Source organism: Echinicola strongylocentroti (assembly GCF_003260975.1).
Taxonomy (GTDB): Bacteria; Bacteroidota; Bacteroidia; order Cytophagales; family Cyclobacteriaceae; genus Echinicola; species Echinicola strongylocentroti.
In genome coordinates this window covers 5,972,800-5,992,104 of record NZ_CP030041.1, presented here as the reverse complement: position 1 = coordinate 5,992,104, position 19,305 = coordinate 5,972,800, and the positions used below count along the sequence as shown (strand labels likewise).

Annotated in this window: 9 protein-coding genes; all 9 read right to left on the bottom strand. The window is 43.8% G+C overall.

Annotated elements, in window-relative coordinates; all coding sequences use genetic code 11:
• Window positions 1–10 precede the first annotated feature (10 nt).
• The 9 genes from DN752_RS23445 to DN752_RS23405 all read right to left on the bottom strand — a co-directional run bounded on the left by DN752_RS23445 (window position 11) and on the right by DN752_RS23405 (window position 19,210).
• Window positions 11–3,091 (bottom strand): SusC/RagA family TonB-linked outer membrane protein, encoded by a 3,081-nt coding sequence (locus DN752_RS23445; RefSeq protein WP_112786228.1) that lies wholly within the window; start codon window positions 3,089–3,091, stop codon window positions 11–13.
• A gap of 776 nt (window positions 3,092–3,867) precedes the next feature.
• Window positions 3,868–4,557, bottom strand: a complete 690-nt coding sequence (locus DN752_RS23440; RefSeq protein WP_112786227.1) for a fasciclin domain-containing protein — start codon at window positions 4,555–4,557, stop codon at window positions 3,868–3,870.
• A 23-nt stretch (window positions 4,558–4,580) separates the two neighbouring features.
• Window positions 4,581–6,071 carry a RagB/SusD family nutrient uptake outer membrane protein gene (locus DN752_RS23435; RefSeq protein ID WP_112786226.1) on the bottom strand — a complete coding sequence of 497 codons (1,491 nt, stop codon included), beginning with the start codon at window positions 6,069–6,071 and terminating at the stop codon, window positions 4,581–4,583.
• Between the two features lie 38 nt (window positions 6,072–6,109).
• Window positions 6,110–9,193 carry a SusC/RagA family TonB-linked outer membrane protein gene (locus tag DN752_RS23430; protein WP_112786225.1) on the bottom strand — a complete coding sequence of 1,028 codons (3,084 nt, stop codon included), beginning with the start codon at window positions 9,191–9,193 and terminating at the stop codon, window positions 6,110–6,112.
• A gap of 1,033 nt (window positions 9,194–10,226) precedes the next feature.
• Complete coding sequence (locus tag DN752_RS23425) at window positions 10,227–12,143, bottom strand: hypothetical protein (RefSeq protein ID WP_112786224.1); 1,917 nt, start codon at window positions 12,141–12,143, stop codon at window positions 10,227–10,229.
• 24 nt (window positions 12,144–12,167) lie between these two features.
• Complete coding sequence (locus tag DN752_RS23420; RefSeq protein ID WP_112786223.1) at window positions 12,168–13,931, bottom strand: sulfatase-like hydrolase/transferase; 1,764 nt, start codon at window positions 13,929–13,931, stop codon at window positions 12,168–12,170.
• 192 nt (window positions 13,932–14,123) lie between these two features.
• Window positions 14,124–16,388 (bottom strand): glycoside hydrolase family 3 N-terminal domain-containing protein, encoded by a 2,265-nt coding sequence (locus DN752_RS23415; protein ID WP_245949383.1) that lies wholly within the window; start codon window positions 16,386–16,388, stop codon window positions 14,124–14,126.
• A 236-nt stretch (window positions 16,389–16,624) separates the two neighbouring features.
• Entirely contained in the window at window positions 16,625–18,130 is a 1,506-nt protein-coding gene (locus DN752_RS23410; protein ID WP_112786222.1) for a sulfatase, read from the bottom strand.
• Window positions 18,131–18,166: 36 nt separating this feature from the next.
• Window positions 18,167–19,210, bottom strand: a complete 1,044-nt coding sequence (locus DN752_RS23405) for a GntR family transcriptional regulator (protein WP_112786221.1) — start codon at window positions 19,208–19,210, stop codon at window positions 18,167–18,169.
• Window positions 19,211–19,305 lie beyond the last annotated feature (95 nt).

The window sequence follows — 19,305 nt, the reverse complement described above, 5'->3', positions numbered from 1 at the left end:
TAAGCTAATCTTAAAAAGTAACGTTTACGCCGAATGTAAGTACCCTAGGGTTGGGGTACTCTCCATTGGAAAACCCTTGGGCGATATTACCTACTCCAGAAGTCCCGTACCTGCTTGTCTCAGGATCGATTAACCTAAACCCTGAAGCGAGGAACAAATTGGACCCGGAAAAATATACGGACATTCTCTCCACGCTATTGAGGCCCAATTGCTGGACGGGTAAATTATAGACCAGCCTAACGGTCTTCAACCTGATATGCGATCCATCTTCCACGTATTCTGAATTACTCATTATAGAGGTTACAGCATCAGACCCTGCTCTTGGGATATCAGAAGTGGGATTATCTGGTGTCCACCGGTCTGCCATTTCTGCATATTTCGGCAGTTCACCTCTTGTAAAGTAACTGCCTCTCGTCCTTAGATTATAAACTTCGTTACCGACTGTACCTTGGAAAAAGAATGAAAACTCAAAATCCTTATAGGTAATGGAGTTTTCAAAACCGAATACCAAATCCGGCTGTGGACTTCCCAACACCACATTATCTTCTGTCGATATGATACCATCGCCATTGAGGTCTTCAAATCGGGGACCTCCCACCACTTGGGATCCTAAACCCGAAGCATCAATTTCTTCTTGGCTTTTCCAAGTTCCCAAGTACCTTACCCCTGTAAACACGGGAGCGGGCTCACCAACAATAATCCGGGTATTGCCCGCTCCCAAGATTTCGTCTACCACCACATCAATAAATTGTCTTCCGCCCAAATCCAGCACTTTGTTCCTATTGGCCGATAAGGTCAAGGTAGATCCCCAGTCAAAATCCTGGTTGCTGATGTTGGTTGATTTTACCAACAGTTCCCATCCCTTGTTTTCCAATGAACCTATATTCTGTAATTGGCTTGTAAATCCAGTTTGCTTTGGAATGACCACTTCAAGTAATAAATCGTTGGTCTGTTTTTGGTAATAATTGAACTCGGTAAAAATCCTGTTATTGAAAAAGGAGGCTTCCAAAGCGAGATCAAATTGTCGAGTGGTCTCCCATCTCAGACCAGGGTTGGCAGGACGGCCCAGTGTCACCCCTGGGTTTTGAACGCCGTTATACGTAGTACTGGCTTCGGTCATTACGGCAAGCGTACGGTAAGAGTCGATTCCCTGACTTCCCGATCGTCCAAAACTCCCCCTTAACTTTAAGTCATTGATAAAGGTGACATCGTCCATAAACACTTCTTCGGATATTTTCCAAGCGGCGGCTATGGATGGATAAAACTCATACTTATTTCCCGGCGCAAACCGAGATGAGCCGTCGGTCCTTCCTACCAAGGTCAACAAGTACTTATCTTTGTAGGAATAGTTTAACCTTCCAAAAAAAGAGGCAATCTCAAATTCATCGTACCCACTACCAATAACATTCCTGATGGGATCTGAACCCAAGCCTAAATTGTTGAACCCTGTGGCATCACTGGTAATGCCATAAGCTTCCGCAAAAAAGGTCTCGGAGGTAAACTTCTGAAAAGACGCCCCTCCCAATGCCGTGATGCTGTGGTCATCCAAAAAATCTGTTTGGTATTTGACAGTGTTTTCATTGTTCCAGCCCATGCTGGACAGGGCATTTACACTTGCATCCCCGTCTTGACCCACTTCCAGGTAATCGGGACGCTGACTGGAATTGAACACATTGGTTTTGGTACTATTTATTTCTGGACTATAAGTAGAACGAATGAGCCATTTTTCATTTGGTTTGAACTCCAAGTAAACCGTACCCAACAGGTTATTGGTGTAGGTTTCGTTCGTATTCAACGCAGCATTGGCTATTGGATTAGAAAATGGCGCTCCAATCACATCGTCATAGCCACTGTACGACCCATCTTCGTTGTATATGGGCTGGGTGGGCAAGGTGGCCAATAACTGACTGTACCCCACAGTACCGTTGTCCTGATGTAGCCTGGAATAATTCACCCGAAATCCCGCGCTTAACTTATCATTCAAATCGACACTTAGGTTTGAGCGGAAAATGTATTTTTCGATCCCGGAATTTTCGATCAAGCCATCTTGGTTAAAATAGTTGAAGGAGTTATAATAATTAATATGGCCATTTTCTGATGAGCCTGCTATTGAAACATCTCCATTATAAATAGCAGCAGGGTCTATCAAGAGGTCAAACCAATCATTGTCGGGATAACTGGAAGGATCGTTCGGAAAGGGTTCTCCTGCAGACCTAAACCGCGCATCTTCGTTGGTATAATCAATCTGCTCCGGTTGTGAAAGATAAGCCGGCCGCTCCGGCACCAGCTGCGTACTTGTATAAAATCCAACGTTTACCTTTGGTTTTCCACCTGAAGCGGTCCCACTTTTGGTGGTTACCAAGACCACTCCATTGGCACCTCTTGACCCGTAAATGGCTATCGAAGAGGCATCCTTGAGGATTTCGATGGATTTGATATCATTGGAGTTTATGTTATTTAGGTTAAAGTCCTGCCCAACTATAATTCCATCAATGACCCAAAGTGGTTCATTGCTGCCTTGGATGGAGTTGCCACCGCGGACCCTTATGGATGTCCCGGCTCCTGGTGCCCCACTTGTTTGGGTGACCTGCACACCTGTCGCCCGTCCTTGTAGCACTTGGTCCACCCTTGAGTTCGGGTTGTTTTCCAGTACCTTGGTATCCACTGTGGAAACAGCCCCCGTTAGATCGGATTTTTTAGCGGTACCATAACCAATGACCACGACTTCATCCAATTGTTTCACATCTGCTTCCAAGACCACGTCAATTTTGGATTGATTGTCCACGGGAACTTCCTGGGTTACAAAACCGACAAACGATATGACAAGTGTAGCGCCCTGCTCTACATTCAGTGCAAAGTTTCCATCAATATCGGTTACTGTGCCATTTGAAGTACCTTTTTCCAACACAGTCACACCTGGCAAGGTAGTATCATCTTGGGCGGACGTTACTTGGCCCGTAATTTTGATCTTGTCTTGCAGAAGCCCATCCTCTTTTGCAATAAGAGGATGGATGGCAAGTGCTTTAATAAAGAAAATTATTAAAGCAAATTTTGCGCAAGACAACGTGTTTGTTAATGCTTTACATTTCATTTTGAGGTTATTTTAATTTAAGATTCAGTCGGGGTTTAGCTGGACAAGCTCGCTTTCTCTTTACCCCTGACAATAGGCGGTTGATAATTATTTATACCCTATACATTTCATAAATGACACGCATGCCCTTTTTGATTTCACAAATAGTACATTGGATTATTCGTTGCTAATCTGAGGTTCTTTTATTGAAAAATAATTTATAAAAAGGGTGATAAAGTCCATTTCACAGCAGGGACTTGTATACATAATTCCTTGGAATAGTATATTTCTACTTATAGCGTTTTTTTATCTATTTAAGATTATTTTTCGCTTGTTTTTGGGTCGCCGGCACATTAGGCATACGCCTCTTTTGTTGACTGAAAGTGGGTTGCATAATAAGGTTTATTTTGATTGAAATTTTAGGAATGCTAAGCTCTCAAGACGAGCACACTCGCATATTAAAATAGTATTATTTGATATTTTTCATTATTGACTACACCTATAGAAATAGTCAATTCACTTCAAACAATAAATAGCTATATATCAATTATTTAGCTTTACTACTTACCAAATATCACTAAAAAGTAAAAATCAATCAATTGACAATATGATATTAAAATTGCATAAAATGATTTATATCTTGAGAGAAAAATAGGTTAGACTGATGGAGTCCTCATCTTTCCTTTTGAAACACTATCCATTTCCCTGTACAAGGTCATTTCCCCAAACGATGACATAATGCTATCGCTTTGCTAAAAACAATGGCAGGCCCATATTGGCCTGCCATAAAATGGTTATTAGAAAGGTTGGTACCTCACGTATCCGTTAAGTTGATGACCAATCCCATTGGTGAATATAAAGTTATGTAAGACTACTGTAGCTCCTTTTGATGAACTCGGCATAGTGGTCGGGGTAGTCCCTCCTCCTACTCTTGCAATACTGGCATTAATCCGGATCTCTTGATTAAAAAGCCTTTTGTTTATCTCCACTACCCCGGTATCCCCAGGGATAAGGGACTGATAATAAAGATGAAAATCATTCTTCGGGATATCAGTTTGGCTCATTGTCTCATCTATAATATGGTATTTGAGGGCATGTGCCAATCGGTCCGGACTTATCGAGTCCAGTGGATTTTCACTATCTCCTGTCATATTTGCGATCAATTGGCCACCGCCATTAAAGGCACTATTTCTCAATAAAAAATACGTTTGCTGTGCATCAGGATTATTGTATAATTCAAACACCCCTGCACGTTCAATGGCATCCAGCATAAACTGGAACTGAGGCAAGCCATCGTCATCGTTATAGGTGGTATCACCATTGATCATCAGCATCCAATCATAGGCCGTCATACCTGTCGGACGGTTTCCAAATGGTTCGGGCACATACTCCCACTTCTCCTGTAGCGCTAAGTCACAACTCGCTGCGAACAACATCATTGCACCTACCACAATTATATTTATTGATTTTTTTATGAATATCTTCATTTTTCCACTGTTTTAATGCTTAATTAATACCCTGGTGTTTGCGTCAGGTTTTCATTGTCCACTAGATGCTTAAACCAAATAGGAAACAAAAGAGTCTCCGAGGTCTGGCCGTTAATCGGGCCCATGATCTCTACTGCTTTGTTGGTCCTGATCAGGTCCCACCACCTTTTGCCTTCAGCGAGGAGCTCAAACTGACGTTCATCTAGGATTGCGTCGTGAAGCTCTTCCGTGGTCTGGTAATCAGCAAGCGAAATTCCAGGTAAATCCCGGGCACTCCTGACCCTGTTGACCAAGTTGACGGCCTCTTCACTATTGCCCATCTGTAGTTCTGCCTCCGCTTTGAGCAGGAGCATCCCTGCATACCTATAGACAACGATATCTACATCATCCTCAGAGCCGGGATAATTACTTAAATTGTATTTCCCATATCTCCTATCCCCAATATCTTTAATGCTCTCTATCAACTGTAAGTACCTATGGTAATCGCCGTATATGGTAGCACCAGTTTCTTCATCTACCGTAGAAGGGGTGTAATCAGGGTATTTTGCCACCCAAGAAGCCGAGTCTATCGGGAAAGTTTCTATCCATTTTTCTTCCAGTTCGTTAGAGACCACATAACTGGGCACCCCGGGCCAAAACAATGAATAAATCGCTCCATCACCTGGTTCTTCGTCTTGGTTAAAGACGATGGAGAAGATCAATTCTGGCCCCGTTTCTTGGGGAGTAGAAATCCCCGACCTTTCCGGTTCTCTTCTAAACAGAGAATGAAATGCCTCTGGGCTGGTCACTAAGCTGAACTCACCCAAAGCCTCTAATTTGTCAAGGGCTTCTTTGGCCAGGGCATATTCCCCTAAGTGCATATATACTTCGGCCTGTAAACAATAAACACTTGACAGTGAGAACCTAAACCTATCTTTCGGAATGGGAATAAGTTCCTCAGCCTTTAACATATCGGGAATGACAACATTGTTCATAATTTCCGTTCCAGACGTTTTGGACCTAAAAATATCATCATTGACCCCAGAAATTAAATCAAGATATAACGGAACATCTCCATATGCCCTGATCAGGTCAAAATAAACAAAGGCCCGCAAGGCATACGCCTGTCCCAAAAGAGGATCTGTATTCCCGCCAACGATAGACGGAATATTCTCTATCGCAAGGTTGGCCCGCAAGATCATTTGATAAAAATCACCCCAACTTGAATAACTGGACCTTTGGTCTGTCAAGTTGTTTGACGTCAATTCCAAGGATTCTGGATTCTCTGCTGAGCCAAAGGCATCAAAATTATCTGACCTCATCTCTCCCCATAAAAAGTACCTTCTACTATAGGCTCCTTGCATGGCATCATAAATACCTGCTACGCCCGCATTGGCGTCAGCTTCTGAGTTCCAGAACTGACTCTCACTAACCGAACTTTCTGGCTCCACCTCCAAAATACTCTCACAGCCCACAGTAATGGCCATGGCTATTGAAAAGGTCAACATCCATCGTATTTTATCGAAAATTTTCATATTTAATGTCTTTATTATTTTTCAAGCAACTAAGATTCTTAAAATGCAATATTTAGCCCCATAATATACTCACGGTATAAGGGGTACCTTAAATTATCCATTCCAGGTTGCAAGGCATTTCCTCGGGTTCCCAATTCTGGATTATAACCTTCGTAATTTGTCCAGTTCAGTAAATTGTTTCCTGAAGCATATAAGGACACGTTTGACAAGAAACTCACCTTATCGATAACAGACTGGGGAAGGGAATAATCAACCCTTAAAGATCTCAACATAATAAAATCAGCATCACTGACCCAGAAGCTATTGGGGCCGAGGTTGTTTTTAGAACTACCGGCAGATGCCAAGGTCGGGTATTTAGCAATGTCTCCCGGCTGGTACCAGGCTTCATCGATCCTATCCGGACCAGGTAGAACTGTTCTCCTCATTCTTTGGTTACGGGTCTCGTCATATTCTCGGTATATGTCATTTCCGAAATTATAATCGATCATAATGGAAAGCTTGATGCCTTTATAGGTGAATTCATTATAGAAGCCGCCAAATAAATTGGGAATTCCGTTTCCAATTACCGAACGGTCATTATTGGCATCGATATTAAAGTCTCCATTTAAGTCTTTCCAGTGAACATCCCCTCCTGTCAGGATGTTATTGCCAACAGATAATTGGTTAATATTACCTGAATACGCTTCTCCATTCAGCTCATAACTAAGAAAACCACCTTGCTCATCAAAAATCGGCGTCAATTGATTTCCTGCGTCATCGAATGCATTGGACTCATCGTAGGCAAACACACCCTGAGCAGTATATCCCCAAAAATCTCCAATCGGGCCACCTTCTCTGATAATATAATTTCCCTGAATTATCTGTCCATCCTCTTCTGCCAAATCCAAAATTTCATTTGTATTGGTTGAAATATTAAAGCTTGAAAACCACTTGAAATCAGGCCTGTTCATCACATCACCACTGATGGTAAATTCCAATCCTTTATTTTTGATCTCACCAATGTTATTTCTAATACTGCTAAATCCTGTCTCTTCAGGAAGCGGAGTATTATAGAGCAAATCAGAGGTCAGCTTTTCATAATAATCAAAACTTGCATTGATCTTTCCATTAAATAGTCCGAAATCCAATCCCACGTAGGATTGTTGTGTCGTCTCCCAAACGAGGTCCTGGTTTCCTAGCTGTGTGAGGGCGATACCATTCTGGCCGTCATAGAAGAATCCTGGAGAGTATAAAGACCTGCTGTCAAAGTCACCAATTCGCTCATTGCCATTTTGGGAAATCCCTGCTCTCAGCTTAAAATCAGAGACTACAGTGGACAGCGGTGACCAGAAAGCCTCATCACTTACCCTCCATCCAACGGAGACACCTGGAAAAACACCGTATTGGTTTGCTGATCCAAAACGTGAAGAACCATCCCTTCTCACCGTGGCACCAAAAAGGTACTTACTTTTATAATCATACGTCACCCTCCCAAACTGGGAAACGATAGAATGGTCAGAAGCTGTCGTCAGCGTATTGGCAGCATCGAGCTCTACGACATTGTTAAAAGTCCTGACGAGGTCATTGTTAAATTCTGTTGATCTAAAACGGGCAAATTCATTTTTCCATTTTTGGATCTGAATACCCAAAACCCCTCCTACATTGTGGTCGCCAAAACGCTTTTTATAGGTTAGATAATTTTCCTGCTGAAGGCTGTAATTTAAGCGTGTTATTTCAGATCCAGATGCTGCTCTTCCCAGTGGTTGTACGACAATAGGATCAAAATCATTGTCCCTGCGAAGCTCCAATAGCACGCCCAATGTTGATTTGAACTTTAACGAGGGCAATAAATCCAATTCTATAAAACTAAATATTTGCCCATCATAATCTCTCCTTTTCCTTACTGTAAACAATGTTTCAGCAAGCACATTCTGCTGACTGGAAGTTTGCGGCACATAAGTCCCGTCAGCGTCTTGGGAAGGCAAATAAGGAAAGTGCGTCGACAACTGATTAAATACGGCTCCTTCGTTCAACCCGTTTCTCTCGGAATAGGAGGCCAAAACCCTGGTGCCCGCCTTGATTATCTTTGAAGCCTTAAAGTTCAGGTTTAAGGTGGTATTGACCCGCTCGAAACCTGAGTTTTTCACAACCCCATCTTGGTTCATAAAACCGGTATTCCAATAAAAATTGGCATCATCTTTACCCCCACTCAAAGAAAGTCCTACTTGGTCCCTGACCCCGACGCGAGTGATCATCTCTTGGTAATCGAAATCCTGGTTGAACAAGGTGGAGAGAGAATCCGCCGGAGGTCCAGCATTGACAGCATCATTTCCTAGTCTGGCGATCTCATATATCCTCGCCTGACGCGTGTTGGACACGGGTATTTTGGAAGACAGCACACTATAGCTACGCACATAGTTTGCATCTATCTTGGTTTTACCTGATTTACCTTTTTTGGTAGTAATGATCACCACCCCGTTTGCTGATTTTGACCCGTATATGGCAGCAGAAGCTCCATCCTTGAGCACTTCTATGGAAGCAATGTCATTAGGGTTTATATTATTGATATCATCAAGCTGCTGTCCATCCACAACGTACAGCGGCCCCGTACCACTATTAAGTGTAGATGTACCCCTGATTTTGATATCGGGAGCTTCTCCCGGCCCCCCATTAGCGGTAACGGACACACCTGATAGCCTTCCCCTCATTCCTTCCAAAGCAGTAGTAGGGGTGGCTTGCTCCAATTGATCGGATTTAATCGAAACCACTGAACCGGTCAAATCCCTCCTGTTTTGTTCCCCATAGCCAACTACCACTACTTCGTTGAGCTGTGAGACATCTAGCTCCATAACCACATCGATCTGGGAGCGGTTACCGACTTCTATTTTCTGCTGGGCATAGCCTATATATGAAAACACCAATACTGCCGAAGGACCGGCATTTATTTGGTATTTGCCGTCTATATCGGTGGCCGTGCCATTTGATTTCCCTTGTACTTGTACCGTCACTCCTGGCAATCCCAGTCCATCTTCATTTGATGTCACGGTACCTGATATCACTCCCTCTTGGGCCGTAGCCAAATGAGCGTATACCAAGAATGAAATAGTTAATAATAGTATTCTTTGTAGAACCTTATGAACCATGATATTGTATTTTAAATTTGTAGTCTAATTTGTTATTTCACCAATCATGCACTGGCCTTTGTAGGGCTGCGCATTATTTGGCTTAGGTTATGTTGGGTTTTTTTCCATGTTCGCAATTTTTTTAACTATTCATATTTCACTTTATAAAAATCAGTCATGACCCCTTTCTAGAAGATTAATATACTTGTAGGCAAGTAATCCTGATCACATCCTCTGGGTACCTTCAAAATATTTCCCCCACCTTTTACTTCATCGTAGGGCTCCTTTCTTTTCTTGCTTTTACATTATTCAACCAGCCTGAGCGCAACTGTTATAATCACCCGTTACTTTTTTTTAGGGATTGTATAATGCTGTCTCTTGCAATCGTTCTCGATGATTGGGGACTGGCCAATTGCATTGATTTAACGTTATCTCAATTTTATTACTATCGCGGAAAATAAAGTCCAAAAAATAGGTGATATCGTACAAAACCTCTCAAAACGTCCATTAACGATGGTTTACACCGAATTTAAACGCAACAAACAGCTACTTCTTTAAGGATATGGTGGACTATAAACACCATAGAACAATTTCCACAAAGTCATCTTGGCATAGTTGCCCTGCTAGGCTAAAGCATATTCATTAAGGACACTTGGATAAACTGCTAAAAACCCTCAAAGCCACAGTGAGCATAAAAGTCAAAATCCAAAAAAATTAATCTCAAATCGCTAATAAAATCCATGACAAGCCGTCATTCGAGGACACCACCAGTGAAGGGATGCCATCTAACTGTTGTTCTGGCAGCTATGCTGCGGAATAGCTAACATTAAGTTTTTTGCTGTTCGGGATAATGGGGAAAATCCCTTATAAACTATTAGTAAAGAGATGTCAGCCTGAGCGGAGTCGAAGGCTAGACGTTAGAACTCGACTCTATCTGGAGGATAGCTTTTGCTAGTCGGGATTTGTAATCTCGAACCGGGATAATGGGGATTTGAAATCCCCCTGTGCTCTATTTGGCTCCGGAATACGCATTATCCGAATAAGGTAGAACGAATCATATTACCTTGATTTCTATCTCCACTCGCTTCTGTTCTGGAGTAAAAAAAGCAACAATGGGAATGGCTTCCACCCCAGGCACCATGTTAAACGTTCGGTCAGTGCCCATTTCTTTGATTTCCAAAGGGACATTGGCCGATACATACACCGTACCTTCAGGTTTTTGTATGGTGATGAAATTTGGCTCGGGCTGGCCCATTAGTTCACCAGATGGGGAAAGCACAGGAACCGTGATAGACGTTTCATTTACAAGCTCTTGAGTGGTATCTCCTGTTATCCGAACGTGCTCCGCTGTACACTCGTATGCTATACCAAAATCCGCAGCTGTGTTTTGGACTTTTTCACGGCGCTCGTTCTTCAGGGCCACTTGACCCTGAACGGTAATTTTCCCATCCGAATCAGTTGAATCAAACGTACTGGTCAGGTCAAAAAGATTAGAGTACCAATTTCCATTTTGATAGGTCTCAATCCTTGGTGTTAAGGCTATATCCTCTCCTGGGGCAGGTTGTTGGTTGAGGGGTTCCATCAACTTATATATGGCCATGCTTGCTGCACATAAAAGGCCTACCTTTTCATGATATAAGATCCCCAGTGAATTGCCCGTGGCCTGGCGCATGTCCCTTTTGTGATAATATTCTGCATCGTAGGCCGACACAGTTCCTCTCCAAGCTCCTCTCGCAAACAACGCCGTATCAAGCTCTTTAAAATAATGTACCCCATCGGCCTCCGCTCTTGGCAAAGGTGTATTTGTATTTACCGGAGGCAGTTCATCCCACTGGTCAAGTACAGTGGCCAGTGCTTTGGCATGGGTAAAGGTGTGATGTAGGCAAGGCTTTATCCCACGTGAAATATAGTGTGGTCCGCCATGTAGTAGCCCATCCGCCGTACAGCGTCTCAGCAATTCGGTGTTTTTCACGGCTGCCGTACCAAAAGCAGGATTGTGTCCGGCCATCATGGTAAATGCCGGCTGACAACCATCACATGTACGGCTGCCCCAATAGGTCCACTTAAACATCCTGGTTCCCCAGCTATTGTCCCAGCCTCCATCTGGAAGCATAAATTCCAAATGGCTTTCCATGGATTTCTGCACCAGCCCAATGAGTTCTTTGTCCTCGGCATGAAGTGCGTACATGACGATACTGTTCAGGGACTCTTCCACGTTATAGCCTAGGTCCACACCTGGAAGTCCCTTGGCGCTTTTTTTATGAGCAGAAGGTTTGATCTCACCGAACAATAATTTATTGGGTTCCGTAAAATACCCTTTTATTTGCTCGGCAAGCTCCTTGCTCCTTAAACGGTAATGGGGAAGCTCCAAAAGTTTCCCGATGAGATCAAGGGCATAAATGTTCGTAGCACCGTAGTTGACATTGGTCACATCAATGGCGTCAAACTTTCGGTAGATAAAATCACCTGCTGCCCGAAGTCTTTGCTGCCAAGCCTCATAGCGCTTGGAATCAAGCAAGTCTCCATGGTATTTTAACGTCTCGGCCAAGGCAATCGCTCCAAAAACCGTTGTCCCATTCCATGATTTGGGATCCAGGTCATTTGTCCAACTCCCATCGGCCAGCGTCACATTTCTGTTCCACTCCATTGCCGCTATTCCCGCATCCAGGTATTTCGCTTGTCCAGTGGTCTTGGCCATGTAGAAAAGTGGGTAAACTGCATCAAAAAAGCGTGCATGGACCACATCACAAGCAGGACATTGCATAAGTCCATGGATTTTGGGATCCGAAGGATCGATAAGCTGTCTGGCGATCATACCATCACACCACTCTTTTAGCAGTTCGTAAACCAACTCTCTATATGCCTTTGAATGTCCTTCTCCCCTGCTATCGATGGCTAGCAGCGGACTGGAAGGAATCGTTATCCCTAGGCCCAATAAAGATGAAAATTGTATAAAATCCCGTCTGTTCATGATATTCAACGTTAATAGATCCGGTTATTGTTTGATGCTTACTGTCACCACTTGGCTGGGTTTATAGCCTATCCGTTGTGCTTTTACCATGATGCTATCGGCTTCGGTGATTTCAACGGGTCCTTGGTACACATCCCAGGATTTATTGGCTTCTCCTTTATGATTGATGGCCTTATAGCCAATGGAAGCTCCGGGAGTTTCAGAGCTGATCGTGACTTCCCCCTGCTCTATGGTCACTATTGGAGTTCCTGTCTTAGGCTGTGTAGATTGACCATTCCAGAGCTCTTTTATCAGTTCTCGCTCGGGCATCGTGGGGTCATCACCGATTTCTGTCAGCCACCTGTCCATTTCTCCGCTCAACTCCCGAAGCTTGTCCTTGTATTCCGGATCTTCCGCTAGGTTGTTGAGCTCGTGGGGATCCACCGAAAGATCATACAGCTCTTCCTTTGGCTTACTGTCCCGGAACCACTGAGCCTGAATAGGATTTAAGGTGCCTGCTTCCCGCATCCGCAATAACTCTTGCATGGTCGGGATTTTTTCGCGGTACGTTATGGGCAAGTAATATCCTTGATACGGACGATAATTCCGTATGTATTTAAACTGTTTGTCCCTTACTGCCCTAATGGCATCGGTCACTTCATCAAATCGATCCGCTGCGGCATGGATATAATCCCTCTCTTCCGATGCCTGGTACTCGCCCAGAAATGCCTGCCCCTGCATATATTCTTTAGGTGGCACACCTACCAGAGAGAGCATTGTCGGCGCAAAGTCAACAAAACTTATCAATTGGTCATCTCCTGACCCTGCACGACGCTTATTGGGAAACCTGATAATCATTGGTGTATTCAGCCCAGAATCATAGATCAGACGTTTTTGTCTGGGAAGAGGTCCTCCATGGTCTCCATAAAAGATAATGATGGTATTTTCCAACAACCCATCTTCTTCCAGCTGGTCCAAGACAGCGCCCAATTGCCGGTCCATTTCAGAAATATTGTTATACATTTTCCACATGTCCCGTTTTACTACCCCTGTATTGGGGAGGTAAGGAGGAATAGGAAAATCCTTGTCCTTGGATAGGTGAACCGGTGTTTCCTCCTCGCTCATCCTTCCATCTGCCCATTTATAGCTTCTATCACCAGCTCTATAATGTCGGGTTTCAATATACCGAAAACCGTAGGGGTCAAATAGACCTGATTCATGGGTTTCTGTAAAGTTAAAAACAGAAAAGAAAGGCTGACCCTCTGCCCTATTTCGCCAATGGGCGTAAGGACTGCTCTCGTCCCAAGCTGTGACCGGCGCCCTAAACTGATAATCTTCCTTGTAATTATTGGTACAATAATACCCTTGTGTCCGTAAGAGCTCACTGATCATCTTGACATCGGCTCCAGGTACAGCTTCGTATTTGGGCAGTCCCGTAATTTCAGTATACGAACTCGTACGCATATGATTAGCACCAATACTGGAAGGGTACATCCCCGTAGCTATAGCTGCTCGACTGGGAGCGCAGACTCCTGAAGTAGAGTATAGATTTGGATACCTTACACCTTCATTGGCCAAGCGGTTTAAATTTGGGGTGTAGGCGGTAGAATCACCAAAAGGTGCTATATATGGCCCCATGTCCTCGGTCACTAGCCATAAAATATTGGGCCTTGATAAGCCTTCATGGTCCATGGCCGCGTTATCCTTATTTTGTGAATTCCCTGTATGGCCACAACTAACAGTGCAGGCCAGCAAAAATGCTATCCCTACGCTCTTAACCGCCCATTCCAAAAGTCCTGATAGTGTCATTTTATTGAAAGTTTGTTATTACTATTGTTCTCTTCTTATGCGGACGTTGGATGCTTCACCGTCGCGTTTTTAAACTCCTGTATGGTTAACTGTCCTCATTTCAGCATCCAATTTCAGCTCCCGTTGATCTAGGGAATACTTCCTAGGTTTGATCCGGAATATGTCTCATTTACTTACCTCATTGCCCAGACATCATTGCAACTCAAAGTTGATGGCTTGGAAGGATGCACTCGAACTTCCCACACGCAATTCAAAGGTGCCTTTACCTTGGTTTTTTTCCATATCAAGGCCGCAATACTCGAGCATTTCAGGCAGTATTTCAAAAGACACTTCCTTTGATTCCCCTGGCATCAATTCGATTTTTTGGAAGCCTTTAAGTTCCTGCATCGGACGTACCACCGTGCCAATAAGGTCCTTAAGATATAGCTGCACTGTTTCTTTACCTGGTAGGCTCCCTGTGTTGGTCACCTTGACGGTAGCATACATTGATCCGTTTTCGTGGAGCACCGGATGTGACAGCTGTACAGGGCTGTAGTCAAATGTGGTATAGCTAAGCCCATGTCCAAATGGGTACAAAGGCTTGTTTTCGGCAAAAAGATAGCCTTTTTTATAATTGATTTCTTTTTGGCTATAATGAAAAGGTAGCTGCCCAATAGATCGGGGTACCGTCACAGGTAGTTTTCCCGAAGGGTTTACCTTACCAAAAAGCACCTCCGCTATGGCATAATCCCCCTTTTCACTAAGGTCCCAGCAATCCAAGATGGCGTCTGCCTTTTTGGCAAATGTATTTATAGAAAGCGTCCGCCTATGCTTAAGGACTATGATCAGTGGCTTGCCAAGTTTTTTAAGCGACGCTATTAATTCATCTTGGAGCCCAACAGGGTCAATACGCTCACGGTCACCTAGGGCGTTATTGAAAAAACCTTCTTTAGCAGTGAACTCATCCCCTCCCACAAAAGCCACAATAGCCTCAGCTTGTTGGACCTTGTCGATGATTTCTTTGATGCCTCTTCTTTGGGCCTCTTCGGGTGCCAACTGGGGGACTGCACCGTTACCATCGGTAAGTTCAAATCCTTTTGCTTCGATGAACTCCACTTCTTCGCCAAAGGCATTGGCAAACTGCTCCCTTGTCTCCGAAGTGAGCAAAGGCCCTACTAGCCCTATCTTTTTGGTTTTAGCAGGTGATAATGGCAATACCCCATTATTCTGTAGCAGGATGATAGATTCCCGGTCTGCATCCTTGGCCAGGTCCAAATGGCTTTGGGACCGAACTGATGAAGCCACTTGTTCGATGTCAATATATGGATCGTCAAACAGTCCCAGAATAAATTTCGTCCTTAACACCCTAGCTGCAGAGCGGTCGATATATTTCATGAGTTCGGGCTTTTTACTGACGATTTCCGGAAGAAGTGCATAAGCATCCTCGGCGTACAAGTCTACGTCGACCCCTGCCTTTAAGCCTAAAATCGCCGCTTCCTCAGGCGTCTCGGCGACTTTCATAAAATAGTGGAGCCGTCCAATGTCATTGGCATCGGACACCACATACCCTTCAAATCCCCATTGTTCCCTAAGTACTTCGGTCAATAACCAAGGATTGGCATGGCTGGCCACCCCGTTTATATCTCCGTGAGATGCCATTATCCCTAAGGTATTTGCCTCTATGACTGCTGCTTTAAATGGCGGGAATATTTCATCGACCAGCGTACGTGGAGAAATCTCTATGGAGGCAAAATTGGTTCCTCCGGCCACCTGTGCATAGCCCGCAAAATGCTTTGCCACTGCACCGATATGACTTGATTTCAGGCCTTTATAATCACCCTGCAGTCCTGTAATGGCACTGATGATCATTTGGCTGGTAAGGTAGGTGTCTTCACCAAAAGCTTCACTCATCCGACCAAACCTAGGATCTCGGACGATATCCGCTTCCGGTGAATGGGTCAAATGTAATCCTCTCCATCGGGCTTCCCTTCCCACTGCATCAAAAACTTCCTTGACCAATGCTGGATTAAACGTGGAAGCCATATTAATGGGACGGCCAAAACGGGTACACCCTGCGGCATCCACCCCATTGTAGGATTCGGTCACAAAAAATCCCGGAATACCCAAGCGACCATTTTCAATAATGTACTTTTGGAGTTGGTTGTTTAGTATCGCTGCCCTATGCGGTGACAGGTGCTCTCCCGGGTTTTTGATCCCGCCTATGCCCATCTTTAATTTCTCGATGACCTTGTCGGATAGCTCCAGTTCATCTTTTTCATTGAGTGCTACCCCTATTTGTGCGTGAAACATTCGCATCTGGGCCACCTTCTCCTCCAAGGTCATTCGCTCCAATAAGTCCGACACCCTTTCGCTTATGCTATGTTCAGGTTGTTTGTAAATTGGCTTTGCAGTTTGGGCAGCAAGGACTCCTCCCCATATCATCAAGCTAATAAAAGCCACTACTTTTCTAATGTTCATATTATACTGCATAATTAGTGTATAACTGCCATCCTCCTTATTATTCAGGAGTCTGCTTTATTAATTTTATTTCACCATATATCCACCGTACGGTAGGTAAACTCACCTGTGTTGGCCCATCATGAAACCGACCAGTAAATCGATTAAGTGATATCGATAGTAGAAGACAAGATGTAGAATAGCCAATCGGATGCTGGGATAACCGCTTTCACCGCATAGCTATTTGGATGCATGACCTAAAGGTTGCTTGTTCTTGACTTTTGATCTACGAAATAGGGCTGGAAGCTATAAGAAGAATTGTCATCCCACTTCGCATTGGTACTAGGTAAGTGTTTTTTTAATCTATTGACTACCTCCTCATATGCTGGATTCTGAGCCTGGTTCACCCATTCGTTGGGATCTTCTTGGAGAGCATAGAGCTCTTCAGTACCGTCTTCATATTGGATATACCGGTATTTATTCGTTCTTACGGCATGGTTGTTCATGCCAAAGGTGGTGATAGCCACATTTTCTTCTCCTTTGCTATTGCCCTTCATCAAAGGCACCAAACTCTTGCCTTCATTCCTCGGGTATTTCTCCAATCCACATAATTCAAGTAAAGTAGGATAGATATCCAACATCTCTACTGGCTCGGTGATGACCTTTCCAGCAGGTAACCCAGGCGCTTTGAATAACAGAGGCGCATTGGTAGCCGGATCCCACAGGGCATGCTTGGCAAAAGTCCCTTTTTCTCCCAAGCGATATCCATGATCAGACCATAATACAATGACCGTGTTTTGGGCGTGCTGGCTTTCTTCAAGAGCTGTAATCACCCTTCCGATTTCATAATCCACAAAACTCACGCAGGCCAAGTAGGCCTGGATGATTTTTTTCCATTCACCAGATTCCTTGGCCCATTCTGTGGATGGCATCATGGGCAGGTCATTGATTTTAAGCCCAACTTCGGGGATATCTTCCAAGTCGTCCTCCAAATAGGGCGGTGTCTCGATACTGTCCAAAGGGTGTAGATCAAACCATTTCTGGGGAACGTACAACGGCACATGAGGACGTAAAAAACCCAAGCCCATAAAAAACGGCTTTTGGTAGTCTCTTTCAAGCCGCTCCACTACCCAATCCACCGACTGGTGGTCTGGCATTGATGTATCCTGTTCTGGATAGGCTCCCCAGTCTGTACTGGTCCTACCATAACGGGACTGGTCAGACTGGCCTACGCCATCCCATACGAATCGCTGGTCCGGGTGAGGGCCAAAACCTTTTACCCTGCCACCAGACTCAGTGAATACTCCCTTTGGGGCATGGATATGGAATAGCTTCCCTATGCCCATTGTATGATAGCCTTCTTGGGAGAAGTATTCGGGAAGAAAAACGATATCTTTTGTAGCGGGATTGTCAGAGCGCACTTTTTCATCTGGCACCATACCGTACATTCCTGTGGTGGACGGTCTTAAGCCAGTCATTACAGAGGCCCTCGATGGTCCACATAAAGGTGCTTGGCAGTGGGCATTTGAAAACAACACTCCCTGACTTGCCAATCTGTCCAAGTTTGGCGTTTTGGTATTGGAATAATTTTTAAGGCATCCCAACCAAGTATTCAAATCATCAACAGCGATAAACAATACATTGGGTTTGCTGTCATCCGAAATAGCCTTTTGTTCTTTTTTACTTGAGGAACAACCTAACAGTACTGTAAAACAGACCAGCGCAATGTAATGGGGTACTATGTTCCTATGAGACCTTATCATTTTTTACTATCATCCTAATAGAGTTAAACAAATCGATCAAACACTTCCCCTGTCGATAAGGCTAAAGTAATTTGGTACGATATCATATTTCTTTTTCTTGATCATATATGCCGCTGAGTCGGCCATCACTTCAAAATCAGTCGTCATCACAGAAATCCCCAGTACTTCTTTCAGCGCAGTATCATTATATGAAATTACTCCAAGGTCATTTCCCAAGACTAGCTTTTTGTCCCTCACTTGTTGAAGAAAACAGACCAGGTCCTCTTCATCAATGATGATGAAGGCATCATTGGATTCAAACTCCATATCCTGGTACACTTTGTCGATGATTTCATTACTGCATTCCAATTGGTGACACAAACGCAAAAAACCCGCTTTGATTTCTTCTGGGTAAGGGTAGATATTGTGCTCTGGAAAAACCAATGTCAACTTGTCGTATTTCTTTAATTTGTCCGCTATACCTAGCAACGAAAAATAGATGTCATCTTCAAAATTCTGGTAGATACAGGGAACCTTATCCGAAATCCCGGCAACATGCCTGTCCATTAACAACAGTTTATGGTCGGGAAGACCATTCAAGTAGTCGATAATACTGGTTTCTTCCGCTGTAGTTCCGTTAAAGTGCGGCATGACTACAAAATGTTCGTAGACTTCCATCCCCTCTTCAAGTATGGACTTTAGGTATTCCGGATTACAATGATGGACCTTTAGATCCACTTGATAGTCCACGCCTAAGGCATCCACAAAGGAATGGTAGATCTTCAGCTTATAACTGCTTAATTTATTCATCACCAGCAGCACCCTTGTTTTGGCCCTATTGACATTCCTGGCTACGTAGAAGCCTTTACTAATGACTGAAGAAATGATCTTTTTCTCCTTGAGGTAAGTCAGTGCTTTAACAATAGTATCCCTTGCTAGCTCAGTCTCTTCATGTAACTCCGTGATGGAAGGGAGTTTTTCCCCTACTTCAAGTTCCCCATTTTCTATTGCTTGGGTTATGATTCCGGCCAACTGCCTGTATTTGGGCACACGAGATGATTCATTGATCGCATTATGTACTATTCTATTCTTTATGATCATGGTTAATTGGGTAAAGTGATCGTTGGTAATAGTCAGGATCTCTCCCTGTCATCATTCAATATTATACATATAGCTAGAAAAAAAAGTCCAGATTA

Coding starts and splice junctions, on each gene's coding strand:
- DN752_RS23445 (WP_112786228.1), bottom strand. CDS start 3,091: ATGAAATGTAAAGCATTAACAAACACGTTGTCTTGCGCAAAATTTGCT.
- DN752_RS23440 (WP_112786227.1), bottom strand. CDS start 4,557: ATGAAGATATTCATAAAAAAATCAATAAATATAATTGTGGTAGGTGCA.
- DN752_RS23435 (WP_112786226.1), bottom strand. CDS start 6,071: ATGAAAATTTTCGATAAAATACGATGGATGTTGACCTTTTCAATAGCC.
- DN752_RS23430 (WP_112786225.1), bottom strand. CDS start 9,193: ATGGTTCATAAGGTTCTACAAAGAATACTATTATTAACTATTTCATTC.
- DN752_RS23425 (WP_112786224.1), bottom strand. CDS start 12,143: ATGAACAGACGGGATTTTATACAATTTTCATCTTTATTGGGCCTAGGG.
- DN752_RS23420 (WP_112786223.1), bottom strand. CDS start 13,931: ATGACACTATCAGGACTTTTGGAATGGGCGGTTAAGAGCGTAGGGATA.
- DN752_RS23415 (WP_245949383.1), bottom strand. CDS start 16,388: ATGAACATTAGAAAAGTAGTGGCTTTTATTAGCTTGATGATATGGGGA.
- DN752_RS23410 (WP_112786222.1), bottom strand. CDS start 18,130: ATGATAAGGTCTCATAGGAACATAGTACCCCATTACATTGCGCTGGTC.
- DN752_RS23405 (WP_112786221.1), bottom strand. CDS start 19,210: ATGATCATAAAGAATAGAATAGTACATAATGCGATCAATGAATCATCT.